This window comes from Bradyrhizobium sp. CCBAU 65884, assembly GCF_028128835.1.
Taxonomy (GTDB): domain Bacteria; phylum Pseudomonadota; class Alphaproteobacteria; order Rhizobiales; family Xanthobacteraceae; genus Bradyrhizobium; species Bradyrhizobium ottawaense.
Map to the genome: position 1 here is coordinate 36,973 of NZ_LBJU01000134.1, position 16,513 is coordinate 53,485.

Annotated in this window: 12 protein-coding genes; 5 read left to right on the plus strand and 7 right to left on the minus strand. The window is 64.8% G+C overall.

All coding sequences use genetic code 11. The annotated features are described in order from the left end of the window. Window positions 1-7: 7 nt before the first annotated feature. The 4 genes from XI03_RS38235 to XI03_RS38250 all read right to left on the minus strand — a co-directional run bounded on the left by XI03_RS38235 (window position 8) and on the right by XI03_RS38250 (window position 4,237). Entirely contained in the window at window positions 8-1,210 is a 1,203-nt protein-coding gene (locus XI03_RS38235; RefSeq protein WP_028145239.1) for an ABC transporter substrate-binding protein, read from the minus strand. A 79-nt stretch (window positions 1,211-1,289) separates the two neighbouring features. Continuing rightward, window positions 1,290-1,874, minus strand: coding sequence for an amino acid synthesis family protein (locus XI03_RS38240; RefSeq protein ID WP_018320970.1), 585 nt, complete (start codon window positions 1,872-1,874; stop codon window positions 1,290-1,292). A 15-nt stretch (window positions 1,875-1,889) separates the two neighbouring features. After that, complete coding sequence (locus XI03_RS38245; RefSeq protein ID WP_271595021.1) at window positions 1,890-2,783, minus strand: UPF0280 family protein; 894 nt, start codon at window positions 2,781-2,783, stop codon at window positions 1,890-1,892. Further along, entirely contained in the window at window positions 2,780-4,237 is a 1,458-nt protein-coding gene (locus XI03_RS38250) for a 6-hydroxynicotinate reductase (RefSeq protein WP_271595022.1), read from the minus strand. The genes XI03_RS38245 and XI03_RS38250 overlap by 4 nt, the downstream gene beginning before the upstream one ends. 249 nt (window positions 4,238-4,486) lie before the next feature. Here XI03_RS38250 and XI03_RS38255 point away from each other — a divergent pair, with 249 nt between their 5' ends. Together XI03_RS38255 and XI03_RS38260 are read left to right on the plus strand one after the other, a co-directional pair. Next, window positions 4,487-4,969, plus strand: a complete 483-nt coding sequence (locus tag XI03_RS38255) for a (2Fe-2S)-binding protein (protein ID WP_271595023.1) — start codon at window positions 4,487-4,489, stop codon at window positions 4,967-4,969. Then, window positions 4,969-8,490: a molybdopterin cofactor-binding domain-containing protein gene (locus XI03_RS38260; RefSeq protein ID WP_271595024.1), complete on the plus strand. Its 3,522-nt coding sequence runs from the start codon at window positions 4,969-4,971 to the stop codon at window positions 8,488-8,490. Before XI03_RS38255 ends, XI03_RS38260 begins: the two co-directional genes overlap by 1 nt. On the opposite strand, the gene XI03_RS38265 is transcribed toward XI03_RS38260, so the two are convergent. Next, the gene (locus XI03_RS38265; RefSeq protein WP_028145244.1) at window positions 8,487-9,455 is read right to left on the minus strand and encodes a catechol 2,3-dioxygenase; all 969 of its coding nucleotides are present in this window, start codon (window positions 9,453-9,455) and stop codon (window positions 8,487-8,489) included. The two genes, XI03_RS38260 and XI03_RS38265, sit on opposite strands and share 4 nt — an antisense overlap. Window positions 9,456-9,873: 418 nt before the next feature. Here XI03_RS38265 and XI03_RS38270 point away from each other — a divergent pair, with 418 nt between their 5' ends. From XI03_RS38270 to XI03_RS38280, 3 genes are all read left to right on the plus strand, one after another. Next, the gene (locus tag XI03_RS38270) at window positions 9,874-11,613 is read left to right on the plus strand and encodes an ATP-binding protein (protein ID WP_026202466.1); all 1,740 of its coding nucleotides are present in this window, start codon (window positions 9,874-9,876) and stop codon (window positions 11,611-11,613) included. A 238-nt stretch (window positions 11,614-11,851) separates the two neighbouring features. Further along, entirely contained in the window at window positions 11,852-12,430 is a 579-nt protein-coding gene (locus XI03_RS38275) for a peroxidase-related enzyme (RefSeq protein ID WP_271595025.1), read from the plus strand. 10 nt (window positions 12,431-12,440) lie between these two features. After that, window positions 12,441-12,956 (plus strand): MgtC/SapB family protein, encoded by a 516-nt coding sequence (locus XI03_RS38280; protein ID WP_038946318.1) that lies wholly within the window; start codon window positions 12,441-12,443, stop codon window positions 12,954-12,956. Window positions 12,957-13,172: 216 nt separating this feature from the next. Here XI03_RS38280 and XI03_RS38285 read toward each other — a convergent pair whose 3' ends face one another. Continuing rightward, the gene (locus XI03_RS38285; RefSeq protein ID WP_271595026.1) at window positions 13,173-14,318 is read right to left on the minus strand and encodes a PepSY-associated TM helix domain-containing protein; all 1,146 of its coding nucleotides are present in this window, start codon (window positions 14,316-14,318) and stop codon (window positions 13,173-13,175) included. A gap of 8 nt (window positions 14,319-14,326) precedes the next feature. Next, window positions 14,327-16,291 (minus strand): TonB-dependent siderophore receptor, encoded by a 1,965-nt coding sequence (locus XI03_RS38290; protein WP_442869811.1) that lies wholly within the window; start codon window positions 16,289-16,291, stop codon window positions 14,327-14,329. Window positions 16,292-16,513: the final 222 nt, after the last annotated feature.

The window sequence follows — 16,513 nt, forward strand, 5'->3', positions numbered from 1 at the left end:
GCGGGGATCAATCCTTCGGACGCAGCTTCTCGACTTCGGCATCGCTGGGCAGATAGTCCGAGCCCTTCTTGTAGGACGAATCCACCATCACGCCCTTGCCGTCCTTCAGCGCGGTCTTGCCGACAAAGGCACCGAGCGTCGACTGATGGTCGATCTTGCGGAAGGTGATCTCGCCGAATGGCGAGGGCATCGACAGCCCTTCTGCCGCGGTGATCAGCTTCTCCGGATCAGTCGAGCCCGCCTTCGCCAGGATCGCGGCGGCCGCCTTGATGGTCTGGTAGCCAACGATCGAGCCGAGGCGCGGATAGTCGTTGTACTTGGCCTGGTACGCCTTCAGGAACGCGTCGTGCTCGGGCGTTTTGATCGAGTACCAGGGGTAACCGGTGACGATCCAGCCCTCGGGCGTCTCATCCTTGAGCGGGTCGAGATATTCCGGCTCGCCGGTCAGGAACGAGACAACCTCGCGCCCCTTGAACAGGCCGCGGGTGTTGCCTTCGCGCACGAGCTTGACGAGGTCGGCACCGAAGGTGACGTTGAGGATCGCTTCGGGATTGGCGGCGGCAACAGCCTGTACCACGGGGCCCGCGTCGATCTTGCCCTGCGGCGGCCACTGCTCGTCGACCCACTGGATGTCAGGCCGCTTCTCCGACATCAGCTTCTTGAACACGGCAACCGCCGACTGGCCGTACTCATAGTTCGGCGCGATCGTCGCCCAGCGCTTGGCGGGCAGCTTGGCGGCTGCTTCCACCAGCATCGCCGCCTGCATGTAGTTGGAAGGGCGCAGGCGGAAAGTGTATTTGTTGCCCTTCGACCAGGTGACGGCATCGGTCAGCGGCTCGGCCGCGAGGAAAAACACCTTCTTCTGGTTGGCGAAGTCGCTGACGGCGAGGCCGATGTTCGACAGGAACGTACCCGTCAGCATCGCGACGCCCTCGCTCGACACCAGCTCATTCGCCGCAGTCTGCGCGTCCGCCGGCTTGCCGCCGTCGTCCTTCGAGATCACGACCAGCTTCTTGCCATTGATGCCGCCGGCCGCGTTGATCTCTTCGACCGCGAGCTGCCAGCCCTTGCGATAGGGTTCGGTGAACGCCGGCAGCAGCGAATAGCTGTTGATCTCGCCGATCTTGATGTCCTGCGCCAGGGCCGAATGAGCCATGCCGCCCGCCAGAAGCGCAAAGGCCGCGCCGACGAAGTAATTTCTTGCTCGCATCCCAACCTCCAGTTTTTGAGTTCTATGTCTCGATCACGATCTTGCCGGAGAAGCTGTGCCCGCATCTCCGGATCATGCCTTATCTCAGACCGTCCTCGCCCTTTACTTCCGCGACCGTGAGCCCGCCGACGCGCGGCAGCGGACGGCCGCTGTCGGTGACGGCGACCGCGACCATGATCTCGTTGGCGCGCGGCGCGTCGTTGATCTGCACCTCCATGCCGTCGAAATGGCTGCGCACGAACGCGGCGTCCTTGTGCCCGAGCGGAATGTCGAGCGTCGTGCCCGGCCCGCTGCGCTTCTTCGACGAGGGGATCAGCGCCGCGCCCTTGCTCAGAACTTTCCGCACCGGCGCGCCCATCTTGGGGTGGAGGATCGCGGCGGCATGCTCCAGCTCGCCGTTCTCGCCGACAGCGGCAGCCTTACCGTAGCTCTGCGCCTTCGCGCCATCGATGCCGAGCGCCGCCACGGCGCGCTTCGACAAGAGTTCGCCGAGCTCCTCGCCGATCGCGATCAGCGGCGAGAGATCCTCGACATATTGTCCGGCAAAGGGATTTTCGATGACGGCGATCGCAGCCGCGCGCCGGGTCGGCGGCGAGACCTGGCGGCCCATCTCCATCTGCGTCTCTTCGACGACGGTGACGATCTTGCGGATGATCGCGCTCATGTTTCGCTTCCCTGTTCAGGCAACCGCGTTCTCCAGCACAAGCGGGCGCGATCGTCGCTCTTCTATATCCTTGGGTCCGATGACAAGCATATCACCACAAAGCTGCAAGACGGCCCCCTCGATCAATCCGCGATCGAATAATTGCCGTGCACATTCCGCGCCACATTCGAGCGCGGCCGCGATCTCGCTCTGCGACAATTCACCGACGCCGCGAGTCACGAGGCGCTCGCCGAGATCGCTGTCGGGCTGCAGCTCGTTTGCGGGCGCCCGGATGATGGCGGGATGCCCGGGCAGGTCGACGGCATTGGCTATGACCGTCGCCGCCGCATCGGCCTGCGACGCCGTTGCCGCCAGCACCGTCACGGCGTCGGCAATGCCGAACGAAAAACTGCGGCCGTGGCGTCCGCTGGTCGCGATGCCCCGCACGGGGTCATCCGCATCCACCCTCATCGTTCGCATCACGCCAGCGCGATCGGGTCGGTCCATCAGGCCGACCGAAAAATGCTCGCCCTTGCCGAGATGGAGCGCGATGTCGCCACCATTGTTGACATAGGCCTGATCCAGCGTCGCAGCGCCCAGCATGGCGCCCAGAATCTCCTCAGCCACGCTACCGGCAACAGCCGCCATCGGCGTGATGAAGCAATCGGAGGCGTAAGGCGCGACCGCTGCGTGCATCCGGCGCGCCACCACGCCCCTCAGCGAAGCGCGCTTCCCGGCGTCCGTCCGCAGTTCCGGCAGCTCCGCGCAGAGTTCGTCGAGCAGTCCGGTGAAGCGGCGCGCGGCCGCCTCATAGGCCGCACGTACATCGTCCGTGCGCCCCCTCGCCTCAACGACCAGATCGATCGGCCCATCCTGCAAATGCAGCCGCCGGCCATCAGACAGCAATGCGATTTGCGGGAGCCTTGTCATGCCCGCGGTCCCGGGATCGGGTTCTGCCAGGGCAGCTGGCGGACATCGTCGCCGCTCTGCACCTCGGAGAGCGGCTTCACATAGTCCATGTGCCCGCCGAGCGCGGCATAGTCGGACAGCTTCATCGTGAACTCGATCGGCGCAACCAGCGCCGGCGTCGGCACGTAGCCGAACGCGCCCGCCGGCATCTGCGTCACGTCGACCATGTAGGTGATGCCGCCGCCCGGCCAGACATAGACCGGCGCGCCGCCACTGGTGACGCGCGTCAGCGCGTCCTTCACCGAGCGCGTCAGCCGCACCGGATTGTCGGTGACACCGGCGCGCAGCGAGCCGCCGGCACCGGCCATGAACAGCACCGTGCACAGCGCCGGCTCGCAATTCTCCTGGATACGCTCGACCGAGAACTTCAGGTCGTCAGGCATCTCGGTCTCGACTGGCTTCAGGGCCCCGTCGAGCACGTAATAAGACGAATGCTCGCCGGTCGTGGAGACCATCAACATCGAGAGACCCGGTTTTGCTTCCTTGGCGTCGAACGGCCCGAGGATCGCGAGCGGATCGGAAATGTTGGTGCCACCCCACCCCGTGCCGGGATCGGCGACCTGGAAATAGCGGCCTGGCGTCGAGCGGTGGCCCTTCATCTTGATGCCGGTGTCGGCGATGTCGAGCAGCTTGCCGGCCTGATGCTCCGAGAGCACGCCGGTGATGTGATCGTCGACCACGACGACTTCGTCGACCTTGCCGTGCCATTGCTTGGCAAACATGCCGATCGTCGCCGAGCCGCAGCCGACGCGCATGCGCTCTTCTTTCATGCCGTTGACGATCGGCGGCTGGCCGGCCTGGACCACGACGCTCGCGCCGCCGTCGATGGTCAGCTCGACCGCCTTGCAATTGGCGAGATCCATCAGCGTGTCGCAGGTGACGCGGCCCTCCTTCTTGGAGCCGCCGGTCAGATGATGCACGCCGCCGAGCGACAGCATCTGCGAGCCGTATTCGCTGGTGGTGACGTGGCCGACCGCCTCGCCCTGCGCGCGCACGGTCGCGGTCTCCGGCCCGAGATAGCGGTCGGTGTCGATCTTCACCTTGATGCCGCAATAGGAGAAGATGCCCTCGGTGACGACAGTCACCATGTCGACGCCGTCGACCTCCGCCGAGACGATGAACGGCGCCGGCTTGTAGTCGGGATAGGTCGTGCCCGCGCCGATCGCCGTCACGAAGGTGGAAGGTTCGTGGACGATCTTGCCGTCCCAGTCTTCGGTGCGGCTGAACGGGACCAGCTTGCCGCCATGCGAGACCGTGCGCTCCAGGATCACATGCGGATCGACGCGGACGAGCTTGCCGTCGTGGTTGGCGTAGCGATCGCAGGCGCCCGCCGCGCCCGGCTTGATGTAGCACATCACCGGACAAGCATCGCAGCGGATCTTGTCGATAGCAGCGCTCGTCGTTTCCATCACCATGTCAGAGCCAGCGAGACCGCGGTTATCATTCGTATACGAACGATGGTGCGCGCGCCCCGGATGGCTGTCAAGCGGCGGTGCAGCGCAAAAGATGCTGCTGCTGCATAAAACCTCATTTGCCTATCCGCCCTGTCCACAAAGAAGGCAGTCGCGCTGCAGTGCGGCATGCATGGCTTGCACGTTTGTGTACAAACGGTATCGTCGCGACGTAGATTTTCGCCATTACTGGCCGAGCGCTTGGAAACGAGGATGACGCAGACACCGATCCGCCTCACCGTGAACGGGGGGATCCACGAGGTCGCTGCAGCGCCGGAGACGCCGCTGCTCTACGTGCTGCGCAACGATCTCGCGCTCAACGGCCCGAAATATGGATGCGGCCTCGGCGAATGCGGCACCTGTACTGTCCTGATCGACGGGGCCGCGGCCCGCTCCTGCGTGATTCCCGTCAGTGGCTGCGCCGGCCGCGACATCGTGACGCTCGAAGGGCTCGGCACGCGCGACAAGCCTGACCTCGTGCAGCAGGCTTTCGTCGACGAGCAGGCCGCGCAATGCGGCTATTGCCTCAACGGCATGATCATGACCACCAAGGCGCTGCTCGCGATCAACCCGCGGCCGACCGAGCAGGAGGCGCTGGCGGCGCTCCGCTACAATCTCTGCCGCTGCGGCACGCATGTTGAAATCCTGCGCGCCGTGATGCGCGCTTCCGGCCAGCTCACCGAGGCCGTTGATTGATGGCCTCCCCTGCCCCTGATCGAGCTGAGCGCCAATCCGGTTCGCTCGTCGTCGTCCGCACCGTGGACGAACTCACATCCGAGACTTTCATCCGCATCACCGCGGATGGATCGGTCAGCGCCTATAACGGCCATGTCGATCTCGGCACCGGCATCCGCACCGCGCTCGGCCAGATCGTCGCCGAGGAGCTGGACGTGTCCTTTGCGCGCGTCGTCGTGGTGCTCGGCGACACTGCGGTGGTGCCCAATCAGGGCGCGACGATCGCGAGCGAGACCATCCAGATCACGGCCGTGCCCCTGCGCAAGGCCGCGGCGCAAGCCCGTCACTTCCTGATCGCGCGCGCGGTCGAGCGGCTGGAGCTGCCGGCGGCCGATCTCAGGATCGAAGACGGCCTCGTGCGCGGGCACGACAATCGCAGCATCAGCTACGGCGAATTGATCGGCGACGAGACGATCCGCCTCGAGCTGGGCGACGACGTCACCGTCAAGGCGGTCGGCGATTATGCCATCGTCGGCCAGTCGATGCCGCGCGTCGACCTGCCCGCCAAGGCCACGGGCGAGCTGACTTTCGTTCACGATATCCGCGTCCCCGGCATGCTGCACGGCCGCGTGGTGCGCCCGCCCTATGCCGGCGTCGATGCCGGTCCGTTCGTCGGCACCAGCCTGATCGCGGTCGACGAATCCTCAGTGCGCAACATTCCCGGGCTTGTCGCCGTGGTGCGCATCGGCGACTTCGTCGGTGTCGTCGCCGAGCGCGAAGAGAACGCGATCCGCGCGGCGGAGCAGCTCAAGGTGAGCTGGAAGCCTACGCCTACCCTTACCGATCTCGCCGACATCGAGATCGCGCTGCGCGCCAATCCATCGACGCCGCGCACGCTGATCGACAAGGGCGACGTCGATGCGGCGATAGCAGGTGCGGCCAAGCCGATGCAGCGTACTTACGTGTGGCCGTATCAGATGCACGCCTCGATCGGCCCATCCTGCGCCGTCGCGGATTTTCAGGACGGCAATATCCGGGTCTGGTCGGGCACGCAAAATCCGCACGTGCTGCGCAGCGACCTCGCACTTCTGATCGAGCGACCGGAAAGCGAGGTCGAGGTGATCCGGCTGGAAGCCGCCGGCTGCTACGGGCGCAACTGCGCCGACGATGTCACTGCCGACGCCTTGCTGCTGTCGCGCGCGGTCGGGCGGCCCGTGCGCGTGCAGTTGACACGCGAGCAGGAGCACGCCTGGGAGCCCAAGGGCACCGCGCAGCTCATCGACGTCAATGGCGGTCTGGATGCGGACGGCGGTATCGCGGCGTATGATCTCGCCACCCGTTATCCCTCGAATGCCGCACCGACGCTGGCCCTGCTGCTCACCGGTCGCATTCCATCCGAACCTGCCGTGCTGCAGATGGGCGACCGCACCGCGATCCCGCCCTACGATTACGACCACATGCGCGTCGTCGCCCATGACATGCCGCCGATCGTCCGCGCCTCCTGGTTCCGCGGTGTCTCCGCGCTGCCGAACACGTTTGCGCACGAATCCTACGTCGACGAAGCCGCAACCGAGGCCGGCGTCGATCCGATCGAATACCGCCTGCGCTACCTCAAGGACCAGCGCGCCGTCGATCTCGTCAACGCGGTCGCCGAGCGCGCGGGCTGGGCGCCGCGACCGGCGCGCGAAGAGAAGGACGGCGAGATCGTGCACGGGCGCGGCTTTGCCTATGCGCTCTACGTCCACAGCAAGTTTCCCGGCTACGGCGCGGCGTGGTCGGCGTGGATTGCCGACGTCGCGGTGAACAAATCGACTGGCGATGTCAGCGTGACGCGCGTGGTTGCGGGACAGGATTCCGGATTGATGATCAATCCGGACGGCGTACGCCACCAGATCCACGGCAACGTCATCCAGTCCACCAGCCGCGCGCTGATGGAGGAAGTCTCGTTCGAGCGCGGCGCGGTGGCGGCGCGCGAATGGGGCGCCTATCCGATCATCCCTTTCCCCGACGTGCCCAAGATCGACGTGCTGATGCTGCCACGTCAGGACCAGCCACCGCTCGGCGTCGGCGAGTCCGCTTCGGTCCCGAGTGCGGCGGCGATAGCGAATGCGATCTTCGATGCCACCGGTGTGCGCTTTCGCGAGCCGCCCTTTACGCCCGAACGCATCCTGAGGGGATTGCACGGTGAAACATCGCCCGTGCCGCAGGCCCTGCCCGCGCCCGCTGCGCCGCCGCCGTCGCGCATCTGGGAGACTCCCTTCGCCAAACGCGCCGGCATTGTCGCGACGATTGCCGCGGTCTGCACCGCCGCGATCGGCATTGGCGCGGCGCTGCTGCCGGGGCGCGCGATTGCGCCGATCGCCCGGCCCGACGCATCGGTCTATTCCGCCGCGACGATCGCACGGGGAGAGCAGCTTGCTGCGCTCGGCAATTGCGCGGAGTGCCACACCACGATCAATGGCGTGCTCAATGCCGGCGGCCGCGCGCTGGAGACGCCATTCGGTACCATCTACTCGACCAACATCACGCCCGACGTCGAGACCGGCATCGGCGCCTGGTCATACCCGGCGTTCGAGCGCGCGATGCGCGACGGGCTACACCGCGACGGGCGGCAGCTCTATCCCGCCTTTCCCTACACGCATTTTTCGAAAACCAGCGATGCCGACATGCAGGCGCTGTACGCGTACCTGATGGCGCAGCCTGCGGTGCGCGCAACAACACCCGCGAACACGCTCGCCTTCCCGTTCAATCTGCGCCCGTTGCTCGCGGGATGGAATGCGCTGTTTCACGCGGCGAACCCGTTCAGACCCGACCCCGCCAAATCCGAGCAATGGAATCGCGGCGCTTATCTGATCGAAAGTCTCGGCCATTGCAGCGCCTGCCATTCGCCGCGCAACGCTCTCGGCGCCGAGCAGCGCGGGGCATATCTTGCCGGCGGCTTCGCCGAGGGCTGGGAGGCGCCGCCGCTGACCTCGCTCTCGCATGCGCCGATCCCATGGAACGAGGACGAGCTATTCGCTTACTTGCGCACCGGACATTCGCGCTATCACGGCGTGGCCGCCGGCCCGATGGCGCCTGTTGTCAGGGACCTCAAGGCCCTGCCCGACCAGGACATCCGCGCGATGGCGGTCTATCTCAACTCGTTCAACGACACCGCGCCCGACGCGCCTGCGCTCGCGGTAAAACTCGAGAGCGCAACGCAAGTCACCGTCGCCTCGTCTACCGGCGCGCGGCTCTATCAGGGCGCCTGCGCCGTCTGCCACGAGGTCGGCGGCCTACCGCTGTTCGGCAGCCGTCCCTCGCTCGCGCTCAACAGCAACATCCACAGCATGAAGCCGGACAATCTCGTGCAGGTGATCCTGCACGGTATCGCCGAGCCGGTGTCGAGCGACCTCGGCTACATGCCGGCGTTCAGGAACAGCATGAGCGACGCGCAGGTGGAGGAACTCGTCAGCTTCCTGCGCGGCCAGTTCGCGCCGGACAAGCCGGCGTGGACCGGCGTGCGCGAGACGATCGCGAGGGTGCGCGGCTCAATCCACTAAGCGTGCTTCTTCACTTCCACCGGCGGCGTGCCGTGGGTGTGGAAGGACTCGATCGTCTTCAGCCCCCACGCCTGGCCCTTCTTGCGCTCCTCCTCGGTCCACACGATCGGCTTCCAGTCCGGCGCGAGGATCAGGCGGGCGCCGGCATTGGCGACTTCGACACGGTTGCCTCCGGGCTCGTAGACGTAGAGGAAGAAGGTCTGCTGGATCGCGTGCTTGTGCGGGCCGGTCTCGATGTGGATGCCGTTCTCCAGGAAGATGTCGGCAGCGCGCAGAATTTCCTCGCGGCTATCGAGCGCATAGGTGACGTGGTGGAAGCGGCCCGGCACGCCTGAATGGTCGAGCGAATAGGCGAAGTCGTAGCTCTTGTTCGACATCGTCAGCCACATCGCAGCTTCACGGCCGTCATTGAGCACGATCTGCTCGGTGAGGCGGCAGCCGAGGTAATTCTCGAAGAACTCGCGGTTGGCCTTGATGTCGACGGCGAGGCAGTTGAGATGATCGAGGCGGCGGACATTGACGCCGCGAGCGGGGAAGCGCTGCGCCTGGTTCTTCAGCGCCGGCTTCAGCTCGGGCGGTGCCTGATACCATTCGGTCTCGTAATAGAGCTCGACGATGTGGCCGTCAGGGTCGCGGCAGCGGAAGGTCGGCCCCTGCCCCATGTCGCCGTCGATCCAGCCGATATCGAAGCCGGAGCCCTTCAGCGCGGCGACGCGGCGCTCCAGCGCCTGCTGGCTGCGCGCGCGCAGCGCCATGTGCTCCATGCCCGAGGTCTTCGACGCCGTCAGCTTGAGCGAATAGCGCTCGTAATCGTCCCAGCCGCGCAAGTAAACCGACTCGCCCTTCTGGCCGCTGACGGTCATGCCCATGACGTCAACGAAGAATTTCAGGCTCTCATCGGGCTTGGGCGTCAGCAGCTCCATATGGCCGAGATGAGCGAGATCGAGGATCGGTTCGGGCTGCATGGCTTTCCTCCAGGGCACAGCTGGCGATCCGCCGACCGGATCGCATCATCGGGAGCAAGGCTGAAACGCGCTCAGCCCCCGGAGACGGTCACAAGGTCCGCCGGCCTATTTGTACTAATGTACAAATGATTAGGTCCCGTCAACAAATCAACCACCCCTGGATCGAAGGAAGATGTCCCCCGAACGGTGGACTGACTGGCCTGATGGTAAAATGTTCCTTAATTGCCTTTCGGCTCCAACGGCCCGAAACTGCGCCAATTTCCCGCCGTTTCCGCCAGTAGGTATGCAATCGGAACAAACCTCGCGGCCGAATTGTCGCGGATTTAACGAAGTGCCCGCGCCCGGCGCTTAACCGTTTGTGCAGCCACGGCCGCGCATAGTCCGAGCAGATCCCTTGCTCTTGCCAGGTTCATTCATCGTGACATCCTTTGGACGCGTGATTTCGGTTCGCGGATCGCTGGCCCGGGTCGGGCTGCTGGCAGAAAGCCAGATGCCTATCTCGGAAGTTCGGGCGACCGTCGGCCGCTTCGTCAGTATTCGCAGCGCCAGCTCGGTCATCGTTGCGATGATCACCGAGGTGTCCTGCGAGAACCTGTCGAGCAGCGACAGTTATATCGCGGTTGCCTCGGTCGACCTGCTCGGCGAGATCCTCAACGCCAGCGACAAGCCGAAATTCCAGCGCGGCGTCACCAACTATCCGACCATCGGCGATTCCGTCGATCTGATTACCAGCCAGGAGCTGCGCACGATCTACGCGCCGACCGGCTCGGACCAGATCAATGTCGGCTTCCTCCAGCAGGATCGCTCGGTCGTCGCCTATGTCGATGTCGAGGAAATGCTGTCCAAGCATTTTGCAGTGCTGGGATCGACCGGCGTCGGCAAGTCCACCGGCGTGTCGCTGCTGCTCAACGAGATCCTGAAGGCGCGCCCGAACCTGCGCATCTTCCTGCTCGACGTGCACAACGAATATGGCCGCTGCTTCGGCGACCGCGCGCTGGTGCTCAACCCGCGAAACCTGAAGCTGCCGTTCTGGCTGTTCAATTTCGAGGAAATCGTCGACGTGCTGTTCGGCGGCCGCGCCGGCGTGCCCGAGGAGCTCGACATCCTGGCCGAGGTGATCCCGCTCGCCAAGGGCGTCTACACCCAATACCAGAACGCCGACCGCATCGGCCTCAAGCGCATCGATCCCAAGCAGATCGGCTACACCGTCGACACCCCGGTGCCGTACCGCCTGGTCGACCTGATGTCGCTGATCGACGAGCGCATGGGCAAGCTCGAGAACCGCTCCTCGCGCATCATCTATCACAAGCTGATTTCGCGCATCGAAGCGGTGCGCAACGACCCCCGCTACGCCTTCATGTTCGACAACGCCAATGTCGGCGGCGACACCATGGCCGAGGTCATCAGCCATCTGTTCCGCCTGCCGGCGAACGGCAAGCCGATGACGGTGATGCAACTCGCCGGCTTCCCCGCCGAGGTCATCGATTCCGTCGTCTCGGTGCTGTGCCGCATGGCCTTCGATTTCGGCCTGTGGAGCGACGGCGTCTCGCCGCTGCTGTTCGTCTGCGAGGAAGCGCATCGCTACGCCTCCGCCGACCGCAATATCGGCTTCGGCCCGACCCGCAAGGCGGTGTCGCGCATCGCCAAGGAAGGCCGCAAATACGGCGTCTATCTCGGTCTCATCACCCAGCGTCCGGCCGAGCTCGACGCCACCATCATCTCCCAGTGCAACACGCTGTTCACGATGCGTCTTGCCAACGAGCGCGACCAGGCGCTGCTGCGCGCCGCAGTGTCGGACGCCGCCGCGAACCTGCTCTCCTTCGTGCCCTCGCTTGGCACGCGTGAAGTGCTGGCCTTCGGCGAAGGCGTCGCACTGCCGACCCGGTTGCGCTTCAAGGAGGTGCCACCGCACCAATTGCCGCGCGGCGAGGCTACCATCAGCAGCGTGCCTTCGGTCACCTCCGGCCATGACATGCATTTCGTCAGCGCCGTGCTGGAACGCTGGCGCGGCGCCACCTCGCAGCGCGACGTGCCGAACGACCCTGTGTTCTCGGCTCCGCCCGCCAAGACGCTCTCCAACGTCGAGGCCCCGATGCTGCAGCCCTCGATGGGGCTCGATCCGGACCGCTTCTCGCTGTTGAAGAAGCCGCTGCGGTAAGGACTCTCGTGTCCCGGACGCGCATCAGCGTGAAACGCTGCTGCGCAGAGCCGGGAGCCATGCCACAATCACGGCACTCTCGGAGACATGGGCCCCGGCTCAGCAGCTCACCGCCCCGGACGATGCTTCGCATCGCCGGAGCGCTGCGCTGCGTCCGGGGCACCAGACGTAACGACTCCTCTGGAGCCTCTCGCCCGCATCGACTATGGTCCCCGGCCGCAAGCCGGAATCCATGACCATGACACAGCCCTCACAACGTTTCCCAGCTCCCGCCCTCGACACGCTGCCCGATGACATCCGCACGCGTCTTCTCGCGGTGCAGGAGAAGAGCGGCTTCGTGCCGAACGTGTTCCTGACGCTGGCCTATCGTCCCGACGAGTTCCGCGCGTTCTTCGCCTATCATGACGCGCTGATGGAGAAGGACGGCGGCCTCACCAAGGCCGAGCGCGAAATGATCGTGGTCACGACCTCGGCCGCCAACCAGTGTCAGTATTGCGTGATCGCCCACGGCGCGATCCTGCGCATCCGCGCCAAGAACCCGCTCATTGCCGATCAGCTCGCGGTGAACTACCGCAAGGCCGACATCACGCCGCGGCAAAAGGCGATGCTCGATTTCGCGATGAAGGTCTCGGCCGACGCGCAGCGCATTTCCGAGGACGATTTCGCCGCACTCGCGCCGCACGGCTTCAGCGACGACGACATCTGGGACATCGCCGCGATCTCCGCCTTCTTTGCGCTGTCGAACCGGCTGGCGAATTTCACGGGCATGCGCCCGAACGACGAGTTCTACCTGATGGGACGCGTGCCGAAGAAGTGACGGACAAGACATGACCGAGATGGACTGGCCCGAAATCCTGCTGCGCCTCGGCACCGCGACGCTCGCCGGCAGCGCGATTGGCCTGAACCGCGACCTGCACGGCAAGCCGATCGGGCTGAAGACACTCGGCATCGTCGGGCTCTCCACCGCAACCGTCGTGCTGCTCGCGGTCCAGTTCGCCGAGCCCGGCAAGATCACCGATGCGGCGAGCCGTGTGATCCAGGGCATCCTGACCGGCATCGGCTTCCTCGGAGCCGGCGTCATCGTCCATGAGAGCGATCGTTTTCGCGTACGCGGCCTGACCAGCGCGGCCTGCACCTTCCTCGCCGCCTGTCTCGGCATTGCGTGCGGCGCCGGGCAATGGAAGATCGTCCTGGTCACGCTGGCCTTCACCTTCGTGCTGCTCACGATCGGCCGACGTGTCGAACGCTGGCTGCATCGGATGCTTGGCGGCAAGGATGAGAAACACGACGTCAGCCACGATATTGAAGAGCGCCACCTGTCGGAGCCGGATCGCCGTCCATAAATCTCAGCGGGGTCGACCTGCACGGCGCCAGCAGACAATCGCCAGAACGACCGGCAGCGACAACCCCGGCCACGAAAGAGCGTCCCAGAAGCCGTCCCCGACGAGCGCAACGCCGAGCCCCGCGCCGCAGACGACGCCGACAAGGACAGGCCAGCGGAAGACATCCCAGGCGCTCCTGTGAATCCGGAGCTGGTTCCGGGCGGGAATGGCCATGGGCTAGACGCCGACTGCCGCGGTCCGGCCCGCGTCGAGCGGCTTGCGGCGGACCGACGACTTTCGCCTCGCCACCCACAGATAGATCCCGCTGACGAGAACGATGATCGTGATGATGTCCAGCAGCGCCCAGATGATCTTCAGTGGAAGCCCACCATAGTCGCCGAAATGCAGTGGGCGCGAGACCTGAAGCGTCTTCAGATACCACGGCACCTCGGGTGCCGCGATCGTCTTGCCGTCATTGGCATCAACGAGCATCGGCTGGAGCATGCGCGCCGTGAAAGGCGTCGCGCCCTTGGTCCAGACGACGAGGTGCTGCGGACTGCCGAAGCGGGCCGACGTCGGCATCGTCACCGAGGTGACCAGACGATCCGGAAATCTCGCGCGGACGAGTTCGACAGAAGCCTGAACCGACGGGATCGGAGCCACGGGCTTGCCGAGATGAGGCGCCAGCAAGACCGGGATCAGCTGCGCGCGCCACAGATCGAACAGCGGCGTCGCCAGCGTGTTGATCGTGCCGGTGAGACCCACAACCATCGTCCAGGTCACGGTGACGATGCCGAGGAGATTATGGGTGTCGAGCCATTTGGCGCGTGGCGACGAGCGCCGGCGGATCGTGCCGAAATCGAGCCGCCGCATGAACGGCCAATACACGACCACACCGGATATGATCGACGCTGCGAACAGAAGACCCATCCCTCCGAGAAACAATTCGCCGGGCAAGCCCGCGAACATGTCCTTGTGAATCCGCAATACAATGTCCATGACGTCCTGATGGGGAGCCTCCTCCCCGAGCACCTCGGCGGTGCGCGCATCAAGCGTTAGGCGATGAAAGCTGCCCGGCGCCGGGATCGCCGTCGGAGAAACCGCGACGGTGACCAGCGGCTCCGTCTGCTTGAGATTAAGGAGCAGCACGTACTGACCGGGAAAGCGCGCCTGTGCCGCCGCGATCATCCGGTCGAGCGAGAGCCGCGCCGTACCGGCCGGCATGGCGGGCGCCGCGATCTCATCCTCGAGCAGGTCGTCGATCTCATCGTGAAAGACCAGCGGCAGCCCCGTGACGCACAGCATCAGCAGAAACAGCATGCACACCAGGGACGTCCAGGTGTGAATGCGGGACCACAGGCGAATCGTGCGTGCTTGAACCATGACGAATACTACCAGCGATAGCTGACCGTGCCCGTGATGGTGCGCGGGCTCGTGTATTGGCAACCGCCATTCGTCGTGCAGGCAAGCGTGACGCGATCGGCGATGTTCTTCACGTTCAGCGCCAGGTTGACGCCCTTCGGCTGACGATAATGCAGGCCCGCATCCAGCACGACGTAGCCCTCGTTGACGATTGTGTTGGTCGTGTCGGCGAAGGTCGGTCCGTTGTAACGGATGCCGCCGCCAAGTCCCCAGCCGTCCCAGGTGCCGCCCTGGATCGTGTAGTCGACATAGGCCGATGCGAGCTGGCGGGCGACGAGCGTCGGCACCTTGCCGAGGTCGGTCCCGGTGCTCTGCGTCACCCTCACATCCTGGTTGGTGTAGGTCGCCACGAAGTTCAGCCCGGGCATGATCTGCGCCAGCGTCTCGAACTCGATGCCGCGCGAGTTCACCTCGCCGAGCTGGACCGAGAAGCCGAGATGTGATGGATCGGACGTGAGCGAATTCTGCCGCGTCAGGTCGTAGATCGCCACGGTCATCAGCAGGTTTCGCGACGGCTGATACTTGACGCCCACCTCATGCTGCTGCGCCATCGTCGGCTTGAACGGGTTTCCCGCAAAGTTCGTGTTGGGTGTCGGCAGGAAGGATTCCGAGTAGCTATAATAAGGCGCAACACCGGAATCGAACACGTAGGAGACGGCTCCCCGCTTGGTGAAGGCCGTGTCCTTCGTGTCGGTGGTCTTGTTGGTCGCCAAGGCGTAGGTGTTTTGTTCCGAGGCGTCGTACCGGCCACCCAGCGTGAAGATCCAGTTCTGGATCTTCATCTGATCCTGCACATAGACGCCGACCTGGTCGATCGTCTGGTTCGTCGAGGGGGTGGTGAGCGCAGTCGGAACGACGACGGCCTGGTCGTACACCGGATTGAGCTTGCTGAGCGGCGGCGCTGCTCCGGAATAAGTCCGGTCCGTCATGTTGAACGTCAGATAGTCGACGCCGGAGACCACCGTATGCTGAAGCGGCCCCGTGCTGAACTTGCTGATCAGGTGGTTGTCGGTCGACAGCGATTCGACCTGCTCCTGTATGCGCACCGCACGCCGCGGAAAGACCGTGGTCGTATCGAGCGGACTTCCGATGAACGTCAGATAGCGATAGTCGAGTTCGGTGTGGCCGTAGCGGGCCTTCGATTCGAAGACCAGATTGTTGCTGAAGCGATGCTCGAACTGGTAGCCGACACGCTCCTGCTCCTGGTCGAACTTGTTGTAGCTGGGATCGCCAAGGAAAAGCGGCAGCGCCGTGACACCGGTGATCTTCCCGCCGCTCACATGGGCCATCGACAGCGGAAAGGCGTTGCCGGTCAGATCGCGGGTATAGTCGGCGAGAATGGTCAGCGTCGTGTCATTCGTCGGCTTCCAGGTCACCGCCGGCGCGATATAGGTGCGATTGTCCTTCACGTAGTTCGAGAAGTTGGCGATCTGCGCATCGGAATCCCTGAACAAACCGGTCAGCCGGTAGAGCAGCGTGCCGTCCTTGGTGGCAGGACCACCGAAGTCGAAGGCACCCTGAAACCGGTCGTAGTTGCCGAACTGCCCGACAATCTCACCGAAGGCCTTTTCGGGCGGCCGCTTGCTGATGACATCGACAAGTCCGCCCGGCGCGCCCTGCCCATACATGACCGAGCTCGGCCCCTTGATGACGTCGATGCGCTCGAAACCATAGGGCTCGTTGCGGAACAGCGAGAGGAAGTTGGGATCGCCCATCTCGCGAAGCCCATCGCGATATGCGCCGTAGCCGTTGTTGTCGAAGCCGCGGATGAAGACATTGTCGAAGCGCGGGTCCTTACCGCCCGGCTGAATGGCGAGACCTGCGACATGCTGCAATCCTTCGACCAGTGTCGTGACGGAGCGGGCATCGAGCTGATCGCGACTGACGACGGAGACGGATTGAGGCGTCTCGAGGATCGGGACGTCGGACTTCATCGCAGCCGAGCTGACGACAGGTACAAATCCCTTCACCGGATCCGTACCGCGCTCCATGGCGACGGCGGCGGGCTGAGAGCCGGACTGGAGCACCTGTCCTGCCGCGCGCGATCGCGCAGTTCGGGCGCTCACAGACCGGGTGGTGCGCGATCTCGTGACCTGACGCTTGTTCGCGCGGCTTTGCTCGACGACGACCGGCGGAAGATCTGATGCTGCGCTCGC

Coding starts and splice junctions, on each gene's coding strand:
- XI03_RS38235 (WP_028145239.1), bottom strand. CDS start 1,210: ATGCGAGCAAGAAATTACTTCGTCGGCGCGGCCTTTGCGCTTCTGGCG.
- XI03_RS38240 (WP_018320970.1), bottom strand. CDS start 1,874: ATGAGCGCGATCATCCGCAAGATCGTCACCGTCGTCGAAGAGACGCAG.
- XI03_RS38245 (WP_271595021.1), bottom strand. CDS start 2,783: ATGACAAGGCTCCCGCAAATCGCATTGCTGTCTGATGGCCGGCGGCTG.
- XI03_RS38250 (WP_271595022.1), bottom strand. CDS start 4,237: ATGGTGATGGAAACGACGAGCGCTGCTATCGACAAGATCCGCTGCGAT.
- XI03_RS38255 (WP_271595023.1), top strand. CDS start 4,487: ATGACGCAGACACCGATCCGCCTCACCGTGAACGGGGGGATCCACGAG.
- XI03_RS38260 (WP_271595024.1), top strand. CDS start 4,969: ATGGCCTCCCCTGCCCCTGATCGAGCTGAGCGCCAATCCGGTTCGCTC.
- XI03_RS38265 (WP_028145244.1), bottom strand. CDS start 9,455: ATGCAGCCCGAACCGATCCTCGATCTCGCTCATCTCGGCCATATGGAG.
- XI03_RS38275 (WP_271595025.1), top strand. CDS start 11,852: ATGACACAGCCCTCACAACGTTTCCCAGCTCCCGCCCTCGACACGCTG.
- XI03_RS38280 (WP_038946318.1), top strand. CDS start 12,441: ATGACCGAGATGGACTGGCCCGAAATCCTGCTGCGCCTCGGCACCGCG.
- XI03_RS38285 (WP_271595026.1), bottom strand. CDS start 14,318: ATGGTTCAAGCACGCACGATTCGCCTGTGGTCCCGCATTCACACCTGG.
- XI03_RS38290 (WP_442869811.1), bottom strand. CDS start 16,291: ATGAAGTCCGACGTCCCGATCCTCGAGACGCCTCAATCCGTCTCCGTC.